Genomic DNA, 16,694 nt, shown 5'->3' on the forward strand with positions numbered 1-16,694 from the left:
GATAGGGTTCTGGGCTGAAATATTGTTTGATTATGTTCTAATTAACAGTTTAAAGCGGTAATACAGGATTATGCATCGTTTAAGTACCACATCGGTAGGATTAAATCAGTCAGAAGGTGTTATTTTTCTAGAACAAACTCCAGCTAGCTTTGTATTTATTACGGCTGCTGATACCGACATTCAAACCCTGGCTGCTACAGTCCCCCAATTACCTGCAACATTTCCTACCTTGAGAGTGGCGAATTTATTGCTGTTGCAGCAACAAATAAGCATTGATACTTACGCCGAACAAGTTTTAGAACTTGCCCAAGTCATCATTTTGCGCCTGATAGGAGGACGTTCCTATTGGGCTTATGGTTTAGAAATAGTGCAAGAAATTGTGCAACGTAACGGTATACACCTAATTGTAATGCCAGGGGACGATGCACTCGATCCTGAATTGTTTTCTCAGTCTACCTTGCCTGTGGCTACTGTTAACCAAATATGGCAGTATTTCAATGAAGGTGGTGTAGAGAACTTTGTTAACGCTCTCCAGTTTATCAGTGATAAATGTCTAGTAACTGCATATAACCCAGCACCACCGCAACGAGTTCCCCGTGTGGGGGTATATGTAGGGGACAGGTTACAGGTGACAGGTGACAGTGGTTTAGGGGAGCAGGGGAGCAGGGGAGCAGAGGAGCAGGGGAGCAGGGGAGCAGAGGAGCAGGGGAGTTTTTACCCCAATGCGCCATGTTCAATTCCCAAAGTTGGTATATTGTTTTACCGCGCCCACTATTTGGCAGGAAATACTAAAGTTATTGACGCGTTGTGTGCGGCTTTGGCGCAAAGAAACTTACAACCTTTGCCGGTGTTTGTTTCTTCTTTGCGTGACCCTGATGTGCAAACAGAGTTAATGGAGTTTTTTCAAGGTCAGAACTCGGAGCAAGTTGCAGTATTACTCAATACCACTAGCTTTTCCTTGGCACGATTAGATACAGAAACACCCCAGACTGAACTGTGGGAAAAATTAGATGTGCCTGTATTGCAAGTTATCCTCAGTGGCGGATTTTTAGAGCAGTGGGAAGAACTATCACAAGGACTTTCTCCCCGCGACATTGCGATGAATGTTGCTCTACCGGAAGTAGATGGCAGAATTATTAGTCGTGCTGTGTCCTTTAAGGCGGTACAAACACATCATCCTGACTTAGAAACAGATGTGGTAGTTTATGAACCAGTGAGCGATCGCATTGAGTTTGTTGCTGAACTGGCAGCGAATTGGGTTAAACTACGCGCCAAACCACCCCAGGAGCGCAAAATAGCCCTGATATTAGCTAATTACCCCAACCGCGATGGACGTTTAGCCAACGGTGTGGGACTAGATACCCCAGCTAGTTGTATCGAAATCCTCAAAGCATTACAAGCAGAAGGGTATTTAGTAGAAAATCCCCCCACTAATAGCGATGAATTAATCGCACGTTTGACTGCTGGTGTTACCAATGATCCAGAAGGTAGAGACTGGCGACAAGTACAGCAAAGTTTATCAACTGCTGAATATCAAGAATATTTTGCCTCTTTACCAGAAGCAATACAGCAGGGTATTGGGGAACGTTGGGGACTGGGGACTGGGGACTGGGGATTGGGGAGACAAGAAAGCAATTCCCAATTCCCAATTCCCGGTATTCAACTAGGTAACGTATTTGTAGGTATTCAACCATCACGGGGTTATGACCTTGACCCTAGTTTGAATTATCATGCACCGGATTTAGAGCCAACCCATAACTATTTAGCTTTTTATTATTGGGTGCGGGAATGTTTTGGATCTGATGCGATTGTCCACGTGGGGAAACATGGAAATTTGGAATGGCTTCCCGGTAAGAGTTTAGCTTTATCTAGCACTTGCTATCCCGAAGTAGCCTTTGGTGCAATGCCGCACTTATACCCATTTATTGTCAATGACCCCGGTGAAGGTTCACAAGCCAAGCGTCGCGCCCAAGCGGTGATCATAGATCATCTTACTCCACCGATGACCCGCGCAGAACTCTATGGGGCTTTGCAAAAGCTAGAAAATTTAATTGATGAATATTATGAAGCGGAAAGTTTAGATCCTTCCCGCTTACCAGCCTTGCGCGATCGCATCCGAGAATTAGTCATCCAAGAAAATCTTTACAAAGATTTAGGCATTCAGGACGAGCAAGAAATTTTGAATTTTGAGTCTTTAATTTTAAATTCCTTAGATGGCTATCTATGCGAATTAAAAGAAGCACAAATTCGGGATGGGTTGCACATTTTTGGACAATGTCCCCAAGATAGACAATTACGGGACTTAATTGTGGCGATCGCCCGCATTCCCAACCGCTATTCTCCAGGAATTACCAGAGCCTTAGCCGATGATTGGGGTTTAGACCTCGATCCGCTCACCGCCGATTTCAGCAGTGAATTATCCCCAAACGACAAACAAATTTTAGCCCAAAAAACTCAAAATCCCTGTTACACCGCAGGCGATGCCGTCACCACCTTAGAAGAAAACGCAGCCTCACTAGTAGAACAACTCATTACAAATTTAAAATTAATTCCCCCAATCCCCAGTCCCCAATCCCCAGTTCCCAACTTCCTCAACTGGATTAACGCCAAACTCCTCCCTGCACTGCAACAAACCGAGATGGAAATCACCCATCTGTTGCGGGGACTTAATGGGAAATACATCCCCAGCGCACCATCAGGCGCACCCACACGGGGAAGACCAGAAGTTTTACCCACAGGGAGGAATTTTTACTCAGTAGATATTCGCGCTATTCCTACAGAAACCGCTTGGGATGTGGGTAGAAAAGCAGCCGAAAACCTGATTGAATGCTACACCCAAGAACATGGCGAGTATCCCAAGACCCTAGGCTTATCTGTCTGGGGAACGGCGACAATGCGGACAGGTGGAGACGACATTGCTGAGGCGTTAGCGTTACTGGGTGTAAGACCCGTGTGGGATGGCGCAGCGCGGCGCGTCATCGATTTAGAAATTTTGCCTTTGAGCATTTTGGCAAGACCTCGTGTAGATGTCACCTTACGCATTTCAGGATTTTTCCGCGATGCTTTTCCTAATTTGATGGATTTATTTGAGCAAGCCGTCAACGCAGTCGCCGCCCTAGATGAACCACCAGATCAAAACCCCATAGCAGCGCAAGTTAGGCAAGATACTGATTTTTGGTTGCAACAAGGTTTAACTTCAGAAACGGCTTTAGCGCGATCGCTTTATCGTATCTTTGGCTCAAAACCAGGTGCTTACGGTGCTGGACTCCAAGGCTTAGTGGAATCACAAAACTGGCAAGATGACCAAGATTTAGCCCAAGCCTATATTAATTGGAGTTGTTACGCCTATTCTTCAGGTGACAGGTTACAGGTGACAGGTGACAGAAGAGCAGGGAGCAGGGAGCAGGAAGCAGGGAGCAGGGAGCAAGGTAGAATTTCTCAGCACTCAGCACTCACCACTCAGCACTCAGCACTCACCACTCCCCACTCCCCACTCCCCAATCCCGAAGCCTTCACCCAGCGATTAGCCCAAATGCAAATCGTCCTGCAAAACCAAGACAACCGCGAACATGATTTGCTGGATTCTGATGATTATTATCAATTTCAGGGTGGTCTAACGGCGGCGGTGCGGTCTATTCAAGGTAAAAATCCTGAAACTTATTTTGGTGATAATTCCATTCCATCTCAACCACGCGTCCGCCAACTCAAATCAGAAATTGCACGGGTGTATCGTTCTCGTGTGGTGAATCCTAAATGGATTGAGGGTATGATGCGCCACGGCTATAAAGGTGCATTTGAAATGTCAGCAACCGTAGATTTTTTATTTGCCTATGATGCTACGGCCAGATGTGTGGAAAACTATATGTATCAGGGCGTAATGCAAGCTTATTTGCTTGATTCAGTGGTTTGTGACTTTATTCAAGAGAAAAATCCCCATGCTCTACGTGATATTGCGGAAAAATTATTAGAAGCACACAAGCGCGGTTTATGGCAGGATGTAAATATACAAACATTAGATACTTTACGCAACTTAGTACATCAAGCTGAAGCAGCTATTGAAGAAAAGTAAGTGGTGTAGGAAATATGGACAACATCGCGTATTTACATCTAGCTTTCGCCTACGAAGGTAGCGAAGCCAATGAGTTAGTTTCTTTTGACCCGTTATTAGATCAAGCTACCCTACCAGACTGGAAACGTCTCTCTAGTAAGGCTTGGAAGTATATGCTACCCCTTGCTCTCACACTATCAGTCCTCGGTAGCGTTAGTAGTGTTTGGGCATTAGAAAGAGGAGATCAAGGCCCCTCTGTCAGAAATCTCCAACAAAAACTGCAAAATGCAGGTTTTTATCAAGCACCCATTACTCAAGTCTATGATTTCCCCACAGAAGACGCTGTGCGGCGTTTTCAAGCAGCTGCTGGGTTACCTGTAGATGGTATTGTCGGGGCTAGCACGTTAGAAAAATTAGATAGTTGGCGTGGAGCTACTGTAATTAGCCAACCGCCAACAGCTACTCTTGTCAGTAATCAAACAACACTGAGACAAACTAGCACGAACGCTACTACCAGTACAAAACCGAAACAAACTAGCACTACTAATACACAGCCCAGACAAACTAGCACTGCTAATACACAAACGCGTACCAACGCTACTACCAGCACACAACCCAGACAAACGGTAGCGGCTAATTCAGTTGACAAGAAGCGTCAAAGCCCTGACTATCTAGCTAAAGGCGATGAAGGTGAACAGGTGAGAGTTTTGCAAGAACGCTTGCGAGTGGCAGGGTTTTATTACGGTAACGCTACCGGAATCTTTGGGCCGATCACTGAAGAATCTGTAAAAAGGTTTCAAACTGCTTATAAATTGGATAGTGACGGCATTGTTGGCCCTGCAACAATGGCAAAATTACCCCCATTGGGTATAGGTGGAAGAACTTCTCAGCCTCAGCAAGCAGCTAATAAAGATCAACTCCGTCTAGGCGATCGCGGCGAAGCTGTGCGAGTGCTACAAGAACAATTAATCAAAGCGGGGTATTTACAAGGACAACCCAACGGCTATTTTGGCTCTTACACAGCAGATGCAGTCAAAAGATTTCAAGCCGGTAATTATTTAGCCGTCAGTGGAATTGCTGGGCCTACTACTAGGGCTAAATTACATAGCTTAGTTAGTAAAACACCCAAAAGCGATTTCAATGTTTTAGAGATCCAAAGACGACTGCAAGTAAGAGGATTTTATAAAGGGCAATTAAATGGCTTAATGGCAGAAGATACTAAAAAAGCCATCAAGCAAGCACAGGAATTTTACGGTATCAGCCTGACTGATATTAGAAGCGGAAGCTTTTAGCCCCCGCTTCAGCATTTGCTCAGTGTAATTCAGTAACAGGTAATTTACCTCCCAATAGCAGCAACCATTCCAAATAAGCGAAAAGCCTATGCTATAAGCTTTCTAACTTTTGACTTCATGATGAGACTAGTATGGCGTGGCGGAAATAAAGATATCATTTTCAATTGTTCAAAGCCTGAAAATACAGGTACTTTTGACTTTTGACTTTGACCTTTTGACTTCCGCGTAGCGATACTTGGGGTTAAAGTGGCATCAACGCCCGTTGGCATTTAGGACATACTGCATGGATTGTCATTTGACAGTCAAGTAGATGGAAACCTTCTTTTTGAGCAGTTTTAGCCCCAATTTTTAAAATCGAGTCATTTTTGAACTCAATGGTTGAGTTGCAACGCACACAAATCAAGTGATGATGGTGATGGGGATAAGGTTGGTTAATTTCGTAGTGCTTATGCCCTTCTCCGAGTTCAAGTTCCCTTAATATCCCCATCCGCGCCATCAATTTCAAAGTCCGGTAGATAGTTGAAAGGCTAATTCCTTCACCTTCACCTTCTAAGCGGTGATATAAATCCTCAGCACTCAGATGTTCGCCTTGAGGCAGTTCTTGAAAAATGTGTAATATAGTTTCTCTTTGGGGAGTTAAACGCCAACCACGTTCGTTTAATTCAGCCTTGAGTGAAGTATTTGTGTAGACAGTCATACTAATTTTTCTCAACAAAGCTTATTAATTGAGAATATAGCAAATATTTGGACTCATTGGCAACAACTGTTGCTTATTGCGAATATTTATTAAATTTTAAAAATAATTGATGAGCTTAGAAAGATGGATCTAATAATTTACGATCTCTACTTTGATAATGTCTGCCAAAATGGCTCATAAGATAATGCTATCACTAATTGCCAAAATTTCTTATAAAGAATAGATGTCTGGAGTAGTAGTGATCAAACAATTGGTAAGCAAATAAATAGTCCAGAGTCAACAATCTATAGTTGAGATTTTGTTTACTATTAACCATTAACTATTGACTGTTGACTATTGACTATTTCAACTAGCTCAACGACTCTAAATAGTCGCGGATGAGGTTGCGACGCTTGGGTTGGCGCAGCTTCTGTAAAGCCTTTGATTCAATTTGGCGAACTCGTTCCCGTGATAAATCAAGAGCGCGGCCAATTTCTGCTAATGAGTAGGGATGACCATCAGCCAAACCAAACCGCATCAGAATCACATCCCGTTCACGGGTGGTTAAATCTGCTAACAAATTTTGCAAGTCTCTTTGTAAAGATTCTCGCATTAGCATTTCTTCAGGGGTAACACCGTCGGTCTCTAATAATTCGCCTAACTCGGTATCTTTATCTTTACCGACTTTAGTTTCTAAAGAAACAGAACGAGGTACTCTCAACAAAACTTCCCGTACTTGAGTCGGTGTCATTTCTAACTCAATTGCTAGGTCTTCTAAAGTAGGAGTGCGACCTTTTTCTTGAGCAATTTTGCGTTGAGCTTTTTTAATTTTGTTAAGTTTTTCTGTGATATGGACAGGAAGGCGAATCGTGCGGCTAGAAGTTGCGATCGCTCTCGTAATTCCCTGACGAATCCACCAGTAAGCATAGGTACTAAAACGGTATCCCTTGGTAGGATCAAATTTTTCTACAGCCCTTTCTAAACCAAGAGTTCCTTCTTGAACTAAATCCAATAATTCCAAACCGCGATTTTGATACTTCTTAGCAACGGACACAACCAAGCGCAAATTCGCCTTGATCATGTGTTCTTTTGCGTGTAAACCGTTGGATTGAACTTTCTCTAATTCTTCTACAGTCAATTTGGCAATTTCTGCCCAACGACGCTTACCTTCTGACAAAATCGGCTTAAGGTCAGATAACTGAACACCAGCCGTACTAGCCCACCGTTCCAAAGAAGGGCGATGTCCTAACTCTGATGCTAAACGTTCCTGAACTTCAATTAAGTTGAGATAAGGGGTAGCTACTGCATCTCCTTGTTTAGCTGCATTGGCTAGCACTATCCGCAATCTTAGATAACGCTGGACTTTTTGGGCTTCGGAAACCTCTTCATCGCGTCCTAACAACCGAACTCGGCCTATTTCCTGAAGATATAGACGTACTAAGTCTGTACTGCGACGGTTGCCATTAGCGGCAAAGTTATTGGGATCAGCCGCAGCGATTTCCAACTCTTGGAGATCATCCACCGAAAATTCACCGTCATCAGCAGTAAGATCAGGGTCTAAAACCTGGCGGGATTTTTGGGTATTGTAGGCGGCATCTGCATAAAAAGAAGTTGCTGGCATAAAATCGTCTCTATGGCTCCAGGTAACAATAGATTGCGGTCAGCTATTTAACTGTTGCTATTATTCCCGTGATTTTAGATGAACTAACACGGTTGAGAATTCCAGTAATGTTTTTTTGCAAAACAATTTACTGGTTCTGTGTCAAGCATTAAAACCGAACTAGGCTCGGCTGCCGAACTTTTGATTGAACCAATAGCTATTTAAGTACACAATTAGGATTTAAATTCCGAACTACCGAGTCAGCATTTCAAAATTGATAGATATTAATTGCTACTTTGGTATTTTGTATAAACATATTTCAGTGGAAATCATGTTCCTCATCGGTATAGTCACATCTACATGGATATGAAACTGATTTCCTGACGATTTTCTAATTTTTTCTAGGGATTTTTGGGAATAATTCGAGGTATATAGATGATCATAGGTGGTTGGGTGGTCTGTTACAAGTGATACTTTCAACTATTAAATTGTTCACAATTAGCACTTTTTCATCAACACTTCACACTTAGTTAGCATTCGCTCAACCTGTCTTCATATTTCCGACTAGGGATGTAGGGGTCTAAGGGTATAGAGATATAAAAAAATACAAATGTACGGCTATGCGGGTATAAGTGTGTGGCTTATATATGATCTGTCACCTGTCACCTGTCACCTGTCACCTATCACCTGTCACCTATTCACTGGTACTCTGGTTTGATATCTCTTAGCATAAGTTCATCAAGGGCTTGTTTAGGAGTGACTTCACCTTGTAATAATCGATAAACTTGCTCGGTAATCGGGATAACTATATTTTTTTGCCTCGCCAGTTGTACTAATACCTGACAAGTATTGACCCCTTCGGCAGTTCCTGGTAACTTAGCCAGAATTTCTACAAGTGACTTACCACCAGCTAGCTGATAGCCAACTTGGTAATTACGACTTAAAGGACTATTACAGGTAGCTAACAAATCTCCTAGACCCGATAAACCATAAAAGGTTTCCGTTTTCGCACCCCAGCAGTTGCCAATGCGAACCATTTCTGTGAGTCCGCGAGTTACTAAAGCGGCTTTGGCATTAGTGCCTAAATGTAAGCCATCACACACACCAGATGCGATCGCCATCACGTTCTTGAGTGTCCCACCTAGTTCCACTCCCACCGGATCAGGATTTGTATAGACTCGAAACCGAGAGGAAGAAAATACTAGTTGCACCGTTTCGGCGGCTGTAGATTCATGACTGGCTACCACCGTGGCGGCTGGTAATGACTGTTCAATTTCTTTAGATAAATTTGGCCCTGACAGCACAACTACTGCATTGTCGGAAAATGTTGATTGCCAAATTTGTGACGGCGTACAGATAGTTTGTGGTTCTAATCCTTTTGTTGCTGTCACAAATATAGTTTCTGATGAAGGGGTGAAAGAATGTACTTGAGATGCAACTTCTCTCACCCCTTTCATGGAGATAGCAGACAGAACTATTTGAGCATCTTGTACAACATTTGCCAATGTTGTAGATCCTTGGCGTGACCACACACGCACCCTATGACCATTCTCTGCTGCTAGCTTTGCCAAAGCTGCACCCCAAGCACCTGCACCCAAAATTGCTACTATATTTCCTTGCACCACTCAAAAATTCAAAATTCAAATTAAAACTACTCACTACTCACCACTCACTACTCAGCACTCACCACTCTCTTTCGTGGGTAAAGTTTCATGAGTTCTCGCACTTGTTCAGCATGGTAAGAACTTCTAGTTAAAGGTGAGGAAACCACTTGTAAATATCCTAACCCTTCACCGTAAGCTTGCCATGCAGCAAATTGTTCTGGAGTAATAAAACTTTGTACTTGTAAATGTTTTTGGCTGGGTTGGAGATATTGCCCGATGGTCAAGATATCACAATCTACAGAGCGTAGGTCTTGCATAACTTGCCGAATTTCGGCATCGGTTTCACCAAGCCCAACCATAATCCCGGATTTAGTGTACACCCAAGGGGCTATTTGGCGGCTTAGTTTGAGTAATTCGATACTGCGATCGTAGTTCCCTTGGGGTCGCACCCGTCGATATAAACTTGGTACTGTTTCGGTATTGTGGTTTAATACCTCTGGAGCAGCTTGCAAAATTATCTCTAAAGCATCCCAGTTACCACATAAATCAGGAATCAGTACCTCGATTGTAGTGTGTGGTGAAACTGTCCGCACTGCTTCAATGCACCGCACAAATTGAGTAGCACCACCATCTACTAAGTCATCTCTGTTAACAGAGGTAATCACTACATGATTAAGTTTCATCCGGCGTACAGCTTCTGCTAACCGTGATGGTTCTGTGGGGTCTAAAGCTTTGGGTTTTTTGTCAAAATCAATATCACAGTAAGGACAAGCACGAGTGCAAGCTGGCCCCATAATCAAAAATGTAGCTGTACCTGCTTGGAAGCATTCCCCAATATTTGGACAGGACGCTTCTTCGCAAACTGTGTTCAGTGCTAAATCGCGTAAAATCTCTTTAACATTACCAACGCGCTCCCATTGAGGTGCTTTAACTCGTAACCAGTCTGGTTTAACAGTCACAATCCACTCTTACCACTGAAGGTTGTACAAATCTAATCCTAGCAAGCAAATCCTTCGCTGAATTAATCAGCTTTCAGAGCTAAGAACTTGGGTTAATCAAATTTTTAGCATGGCTCATAATTTGTGCTATGTTTAGGCATATGTGTAAATTTACGGGATGTGGCGCAGCTTGGTAGCGCACTTCGTTCGGGACGAAGGGGCCGCTGGTTCGAATCCAGTCATCCCGATTTGTTGTTGTAGAGCGACAAATAATTTGTCGCTCTACACTCGTTCTGAGACACTTCATGATCGCAGTTTAGTATAACTAGATGTTAAGACGATAATTGACACTTTTGCTCCGCAATGCTAGCACAAACAGCACGCTACACTTATTTTTTGGTAAAGTCTGGGGATTATTAGTTTCACTATCTCACCTAAGCTAGACCATTTACTATTTTTTTGTGTTGCTAAATACACAAAAATAACAAGATTTTATTTGAAATATCAAACAATAAAAACGAACACAATAGATCCATATTTGTGTTTTCAATTACTGCATGGGTTCTTTTTTCAGAGATAGAATATGTGTCTCAGCAGTTCGTAACAACGGATAAATATATTGTTAATGCTTTTGTAGCTAAAGTTTCAAAACTCACTTCATTCTCCCAGCTATTTTTGCACCGTCTTAGGTATTTATATGACTTACAACTCAGAACAAATGCAACAGATTCTCCAAAAAGCTTTTGCTCGTCAGCAACAGGGAGAAATTTCCCGGCAGCAGATTATAGAAATCGCCTCAGAACTAGGAGTTTCATCGGCATCGCTCCAAGCTGCTGAACAAGAATGGTTGACCCAAGAAATAGGAGAAAAAAAGCGGCAGAGATTTCATGCCCAACGACGTGATGATTTTAAATCACACCTAATTGCTTTTATTGGTGTCAATGGATTTTTGATTGTATTAAATCTTTGGACAAGCCCTTCATATTTCTGGGCTATTTTTCCCCTATTGGGTTGGGGATTAGGTTTGTTCTTTTCTGGTATGAAGGCTTATAAAACTAGTGGAGAAGCATATGAAAATGATTTTTATGAATGGTCTAAAAAACTGCCGAAATAGATTACCCACACATAACTAAAAATTTAAGGGGTAGTTTTACAACCACCCCTATATTCCCCTCATATTTAGAATTTACTTTTCGTTCCCTGATTGGGACGTATATTTACTTTGAAATATTAACTAAACTTTCAACTTGAGCCGAAGCTAGTGTTGGTGCAGTGAAAATCTGTGAGTAAAGACTTGTTGGTTGTTGTCCACCCACAACTGGTAATACTTGACGAGCATGGGCTGCAACTTCTACTGTCTTCACATCATAGGTCTGTGTTACCAACTTGGGATACAAACCGATACCAATGATGGGAAGAATCAAACAAGCGGTGATGAACAACTCGCGGGGATTCACATCAGCAATTACAGCATCTAAATGTAATTCTTCACTTTGCTTACCGTAGAACACTTGACGCAGCATGGACAGTAGGTAAATCGGTGTCAGAATCACACCCACTGCTGACAGCAGGATAACTACAACTTTGAAGCTGGAACTGTAAACATCACTGCTAGCAATACCGAGGAATACCATCAACTCACCTACAAAGCCACTCATACCAGGTAAGGCGAGAGAAGCCATTGCGCCGGCGGTGTAGAGTGCGAAGGTTTTGGGCATTACTTTACCCATACCGCCTATTTTGTCCATCAACAAGGTGTGGGTACGTTCGTAAGTCACACCAGTTAAGAAGAATAAGCTAGCAGCAATTAAACCGTGGGAAACCATCTGTAGCATAGCTCCACTGACACCAATTTCTGTGTAGGAAGCTAGACCAATGAGTACAAAACCCATGTGGGCGATTGAAGAGTAAGCTAGGCGGCGTTTGAGGTTGGTTTGAGCAAAGGCACAACAAGCACCGTAGACAATGTTAACTACACCCAAGATTGCTAAAACTGGCGCAAAGTAAACATGGGCATCAGGTAACATCTCCATATTGAAGCGGATGAGAGAATAACCACCCATTTTCAACAACACACCAGCCAAAATCATTGAACCAGGTGCAGACGCTTCACCGTGAGCATCAGGTAGCCAGGTATGTAGAGGGAAAATTGGCAGTTTTACACCGAAGGCAATTAAGAATCCTGCATAAGCTAATAATTCAACCGCTTTGGGATATTCTTTCATTCCCAAGGATGCAATGTCGAAAGTAAATGTATCTCCAGAGAATGCTAGTGCAAAACCGGCGATGAGAATAAATATAGAGGCAGCAGCTGTGTAAAGAATAAACTTGGTAGCTGCATAACGGCGTTTTGGGCCTCCCCAGATGGCAATCAGCAAGTATACGGGAACTAGCTCGATTTCCCACATCAGGAAGAATAACAGCAAGTCTTGGGCAAGAAACACACCCAACTGTGCGCTGTACATCGCCAACATCAAACCATAAAATAATCGCGGCTTGTTGGTTACTTTCCAAGCCGCGAAGATTGCTAGTGTGTTAATTAAGCCTGTGAGCAAGATGAGAGGCATTGATAAGCCGTCAACGGCTACAGACCAATTCAAGCCTATTTGGGGTATCCAAGAATATTTTTCTACAAATTGGTAAGTTGAGTTTTGAAAATCGTAATGTTGCCAAAAGGCGTAAATCATTAAGGCAAAATCAGCGATCGCAACTCCTAAACCATACCAACGAACTGTTTTACCTTCTTTATCTGGAATTATCGGGATGGCTAGGGATGCCACCAACGGTAAGGCAATTATGGCTGTTAGCCAGGGAAATTCAACTGGATTCATCACTTCTAACAATCTTTTTTTGTGTCCGCTTTTGATTACATTATATTAAGGAATTCGTACTTTTGTAAACGTTATTTATCCCTATAAAAATAAAATTCCGGTGATTTATAGGAATATATACTCAGCAAAATCACGATGATCAGCATAAAACAGAATAAATACTTATACAATTTGGCTGCCAGTCCATCCTAAATGTAAACTTTTGCAACGTCAATAAAAAACGGCAACTTTAAATGCCGTTACAAAAGTTGATGGAATTGGGGAAAAGAAAGCAGGGGGAGCAGGGGGAGAAAAATACAATGCCCACTCACTACTCCCAACTCATTACTCAGCACTCCTGCACTCCCCCACTTCTAAATAATGCGATTGACAATCATCCATACTTCCCCATCTGAACGTACATAAGGGACTGAGATGGTTTTAAATCCAGTGATGAATGGTTTGTAATACACCTGCCAATACAAAGGACTTAGATGATCAGCACAAGCTTTTAAGCTGCGGATTTCTTTTGCTAGTTCGCCGGCGAGTTCATTAATGCGTTCAGCATGGATTTGCGCCAGTTCTTTGGCTTCTTCTAACTGTTGTTGTTGCCTAATTAGTTGTGTTTTCCTAGGTAACTGGGCTAATTCAGTTTGTTTATGCTGTACCTGTGAATTTAAAGCCGCGATCGCATCATCTATACCTTTGAGTTCCGCCGATAATTGGGGATTTTCTCTGGCTTGCAGACGGTAAGCTTGTACCATAGCCAAAGGTGAATCATATTCACTAGCCATGACATTATTATTAATAGTCAGGTCAGCACGTTCTTGCTGAAGCACTTGAATTTCCGAGTTGAGTGCTGTGATCTCCGACTGAATTTGCTCCAAAGGCCAGCCAGGGTTAAGTTGTTTCATTTTTAATTTTTAATTTTTAATTTTCAAATTGCGCCTTGGGTATCGAGACAAAGCGATCGCACTACAGCATTAATTCCTGTTTCTTTCCAGGCTGTAGACATCGCTGCTTCCACTGCTGGGGCGTGAGACACATCTGCTAAAGCCAACAGTGTCGGGCCCGCACCACTAATCACCATCCCGTAAGCACCAGCCGCCACCGCCGCCGCATTCACAGCATCGTAACCAGGAATTAAAGCTTGACGATAAGGCTGATGTAACTTATCTTGCAGGGCTGCCTTTAACCATTGTCCCTTACCAGTTTCCAAGCCGCGTAACAATAACCCTAAATGAGCCGTGTTGAAAATTGCATCTGCACGACTAAATTCTGTGGGTAAAACTCGCCGCGCCTCCGCAGTTGATAATTCAAAATCAGGAATTGCTACCACTGGGACAATATCACTATGCCAAGGAACATCACAAATTTCCCAACCTGTTTGACTAGTAGCCGCCAGCCGACATCCCCCCAACAAAGCTGGAACTACATTATCAGGATGTCCTTCCATTGCGATCGCTAATTCCATCACCTGCGTTTGAGATAAAGGCTCACCCGCCAATTGATTTCCTGCAACTAAACCACCAACAATCGCTGTGGCGGAACTCCCCAAACCCCTGGACAGGGGTACACCTAAATTAATCTCAATTTTCACAGGTGGCGGTGTCTGATCTATATATTGATATAACTTGACAAACGCCTGATAAAGTAAATTACTCTCATCAGTTTGTACTCGTTCTGCTTCCGCCCCTGTGACATGAATAATGAAGCCACCTGCTTCCAGGCGAGTGAAGTTGAACTGATTATATATAGTCAAAGCTGCACCAATGCAGTCAAAACCAGGCCCCAAATTAGCAGTTGTGCCAGGAACGTTAAGCGTAACAGAAGTAACAATAGACATTTACAAATACTCACCTAACCAATCAACCAGCATCCCATGTAAATGCACGCCCTTGAAATTTGCTGGCTGACATTCACAGCGAGGAAACATGATTATTTACAAATCTTAGTATAAAAGTCCGCGATCGCCTACGGTGGGGCGCAGCCCATCGCTACCTGCATTGACAAGTCACACTAAAAGTGAATGGAAGTGACATTCCACTCTCAATTCCATTCACCTTGTAAAGTGAAAGCTGCCCAATAGTAAGGTGCAGCGTATTTCTGATTACGCCAAATTTCTATTTGTGCTGCTCGCAGCGCGGCGGCTGGCTTTAATCCTATTTGGAGCATATTTTTATAGAATATCTTCATTAGTTCAGCTGTGGCTTGATCATCCACACTCCACAAACTCACCACAACTCGCGGACTACCTGCATACATAAACCCTCTAGTTAACCCTACTAATCCTTCTCCCTTGACTTCCTCTCCCAGTCCAGTTTTACAGGCACTGAGTACCACTAATTCTGCTTGTAGATTGAGGTTGAAAACATCATGCAAGCGCAAAAAGCCATTTTGAGGTCTTCCCTGCTCATCAAATAACGATAATACAATTCCTGATAGTTCTGGATGCTTGCTGTTGAGAATGCCATGAGTAGCAAAATGTATGATGCGATATTGGCTTAACTCTTTACTAGTGGCGGTAGCGCGACTAGCAGTAAAGTCAACAGCTTGTTTACTTTGATTAGCTGGAACAAGAGAAAGGATTTCTTCAGCTTCTTGGCGTGTAAAACGTAAACGCTCAAAGCTGATGTCTGAGTCTATTGCGGTTCTGGTTAAAGCCAGACTGTCTAAGTTACTTTCTAAACCAAGTGGGCGCGACAGTTGAACCTTACCACGCAGACGCTCATCATTATTGCTAAAGATAGGATCTGCTAATACAACTAATGTTTTGGGAGGCGATTTACGTTCTTTGTGTTCACGTCGAAGGATAGCTAGTGTAGATGCTGAGGGTAAAGTAATGACTTCGTGGTTGAGCAATAAGGGTTCATATTTGCTACTTCCTGATAAACTGGGTGTATTTAAAGCAGCAAATGGCACATACTGCAAAGCTCCATCACTGACAATCACTAGACGTTTCTTTCGCAGTTGCTGGGCTACTGGCGAAAGTATTAACTGAGACAGAACATCTATGGATGGGCTATGTCTAAGATATGGGGTAGTTATCTCTTGACGGAACTTTTGAACAGCTGCTTCAATGTCTGCGCGCTTGGGTAGTTCATAACTAGTCATGTTCTTATTCGTAACTACCCAAAGATAACTACGCTTTTCTCCTAAAGAATATTCTAAAAGCAGGGTATCCTCATCAAGCACTTGCTGTTGAATCTGTGTTAGTGAAAGCGGTTGTGGTTGAGTCAGTGCTGCATAACGTGGACTAGTCGCGCGGATCTTTGCTTGAACTTGCTGATATTGTTCTAAAACTGTCTCATTTTCTATTTCTAAAGCCTGTATCTGTGCTGGGGTACGATTGCCGCTTAATAGCTGTATCCGGCTTTTTTCTAAAGTGTCGAGTTGTTGCTGCAAGTTGCGTTCTTGAGAAAGTAACTTTGGCTCTATACCTTGGCGAAGATCAGCATTAGCTTCATTAAGCAGTTCTAAAAGACTGCGGGCGCGAGCGTGTTCACTAGCTTGCAATGCCTGAGCATCATATCCTTGAGATGGTTGTTTTTTGTGCAACTGCATCAACAAGTCGATGTAAAACTGATAATAGTCCTGTACTGTAGCAAAATAGGAAGAGCGAAGTTCTTGAGAGTGAATTTTGGTACGCAACTCTTCTACAATTTTGATGACTATTTTAATCTGAGTCAAGGCAGCGTTCAAATTCCCTTGATGACGTTGAACAGA

11 protein-coding genes and 1 tRNA gene are annotated in these 16,694 nt (G+C 42.8%); 4 read left to right on the top strand and 8 right to left on the bottom strand.

The window, feature by feature from the left end:
• Nucleotides 1-70 precede the first annotated feature (70 nt).
• Both cobN and VB693_RS11045 read left to right on the top strand, forming a co-directional pair.
• Nucleotides 71-4,069 carry a cobaltochelatase subunit CobN gene (cobN, locus tag VB693_RS11040; RefSeq protein WP_323266306.1) on the top strand — a complete coding sequence of 1,333 codons (3,999 nt, stop codon included), beginning with the start codon at nucleotides 71-73 and terminating at the stop codon, nucleotides 4,067-4,069.
• A 14-nt stretch (nucleotides 4,070-4,083) separates the two neighbouring features.
• Nucleotides 4,084-5,340 (top strand): peptidoglycan-binding protein, encoded by a 1,257-nt coding sequence (locus tag VB693_RS11045; RefSeq protein ID WP_323266307.1) that lies wholly within the window; start codon nucleotides 4,084-4,086, stop codon nucleotides 5,338-5,340.
• 241 nt (nucleotides 5,341-5,581) lie between these two features.
• On the opposite strand, the gene VB693_RS11050 is transcribed toward VB693_RS11045, so the two are convergent.
• The 4 genes from VB693_RS11050 to lipA form a co-directional block, all read right to left on the bottom strand.
• A complete protein-coding gene (locus tag VB693_RS11050; protein ID WP_190703469.1) occupies nucleotides 5,582-6,037 on the bottom strand; it encodes a Fur family transcriptional regulator in 456 nt (151 codons plus the stop codon).
• Nucleotides 6,038-6,386: 349 nt separating this feature from the next.
• Nucleotides 6,387-7,637: an RNA polymerase sigma factor SigC gene (gene sigC / locus VB693_RS11055; protein WP_323266308.1), complete on the bottom strand. Its 1,251-nt coding sequence runs from the start codon at nucleotides 7,635-7,637 to the stop codon at nucleotides 6,387-6,389.
• Nucleotides 7,638-8,314: 677 nt separating this feature from the next.
• Nucleotides 8,315-9,238, bottom strand: coding sequence for an NAD(P)H-dependent glycerol-3-phosphate dehydrogenase (locus VB693_RS11060; protein ID WP_323266309.1), 924 nt, complete (start codon nucleotides 9,236-9,238; stop codon nucleotides 8,315-8,317).
• Nucleotides 9,239-9,288: 50 nt separating this feature from the next.
• Nucleotides 9,289-10,179 (bottom strand): lipoyl synthase, encoded by an 891-nt coding sequence (gene lipA, locus VB693_RS11065; protein ID WP_323266310.1) that lies wholly within the window; start codon nucleotides 10,177-10,179, stop codon nucleotides 9,289-9,291.
• Nucleotides 10,180-10,332: 153 nt separating this feature from the next.
• On the opposite strand from lipA, the gene VB693_RS11070 reads away from it, so the two are divergent.
• Both VB693_RS11070 and VB693_RS11075 read left to right on the top strand, forming a co-directional pair.
• Nucleotides 10,333-10,406: transfer RNA gene (locus VB693_RS11070), tRNA-Pro, on the top strand.
• 449 nt (nucleotides 10,407-10,855) lie between these two features.
• Complete coding sequence (locus tag VB693_RS11075) at nucleotides 10,856-11,272, top strand: 2TM domain-containing protein (protein ID WP_323266311.1); 417 nt, start codon at nucleotides 10,856-10,858, stop codon at nucleotides 11,270-11,272.
• 103 nt (nucleotides 11,273-11,375) lie between these two features.
• Here VB693_RS11075 and VB693_RS11080 read toward each other — a convergent pair whose 3' ends face one another.
• The 4 genes from VB693_RS11080 to VB693_RS11095 form a co-directional block, all read right to left on the bottom strand.
• Entirely contained in the window at nucleotides 11,376-12,989 is a 1,614-nt protein-coding gene (locus VB693_RS11080) for an NAD(P)H-quinone oxidoreductase subunit 4 (RefSeq protein ID WP_323266312.1), read from the bottom strand.
• Between the two features lie 353 nt (nucleotides 12,990-13,342).
• Nucleotides 13,343-13,882 (bottom strand): hypothetical protein, encoded by a 540-nt coding sequence (locus tag VB693_RS11085; protein ID WP_323266313.1) that lies wholly within the window; start codon nucleotides 13,880-13,882, stop codon nucleotides 13,343-13,345.
• Nucleotides 13,883-13,905: 23 nt separating this feature from the next.
• Complete coding sequence (gene thrB / locus VB693_RS11090; protein ID WP_323266314.1) at nucleotides 13,906-14,814, bottom strand: homoserine kinase; 909 nt, start codon at nucleotides 14,812-14,814, stop codon at nucleotides 13,906-13,908.
• 203 nt (nucleotides 14,815-15,017) lie between these two features.
• The gene (locus VB693_RS11095) at nucleotides 15,018-16,658 is read right to left on the bottom strand and encodes a CHAT domain-containing protein (protein WP_323266315.1); all 1,641 of its coding nucleotides are present in this window, start codon (nucleotides 16,656-16,658) and stop codon (nucleotides 15,018-15,020) included.
• Nucleotides 16,659-16,694 lie beyond the last annotated feature (36 nt).

Origin of the sequence: Anabaena sp. UHCC 0399 (genome assembly GCF_034931465.1) — a bacterium.
In the GTDB taxonomy this organism is placed as follows: Bacteria; Cyanobacteriota; Cyanobacteriia; order Cyanobacteriales; family Nostocaceae; genus Trichormus; species Trichormus minutissimus.

What these genes read in the sequence shown, in the direction of transcription:
- VB693_RS11085 (WP_323266313.1), bottom strand. Translation starts at nt 13,882, where the DNA reads ATGAAACAACTTAACCCTGGCTGGCCTTTGGAGCAAATTCAGTCGGAG.
- VB693_RS11050 (WP_190703469.1), bottom strand. Translation starts at nt 6,037, where the DNA reads ATGACTGTCTACACAAATACTTCACTCAAGGCTGAATTAAACGAACGT.
- thrB (WP_323266314.1), bottom strand. Translation starts at nt 14,814, where the DNA reads ATGTCTATTGTTACTTCTGTTACGCTTAACGTTCCTGGCACAACTGCT.
- VB693_RS11045 (WP_323266307.1), top strand. Translation starts at nt 4,084, where the DNA reads ATGGACAACATCGCGTATTTACATCTAGCTTTCGCCTACGAAGGTAGC.
- VB693_RS11075 (WP_323266311.1), top strand. Translation starts at nt 10,856, where the DNA reads ATGACTTACAACTCAGAACAAATGCAACAGATTCTCCAAAAAGCTTTT.
- sigC (WP_323266308.1), bottom strand. Translation starts at nt 7,637, where the DNA reads ATGCCAGCAACTTCTTTTTATGCAGATGCCGCCTACAATACCCAAAAA.
- cobN (WP_323266306.1), top strand. Translation starts at nt 71, where the DNA reads ATGCATCGTTTAAGTACCACATCGGTAGGATTAAATCAGTCAGAAGGT.
- VB693_RS11080 (WP_323266312.1), bottom strand. Translation starts at nt 12,989, where the DNA reads ATGAATCCAGTTGAATTTCCCTGGCTAACAGCCATAATTGCCTTACCG.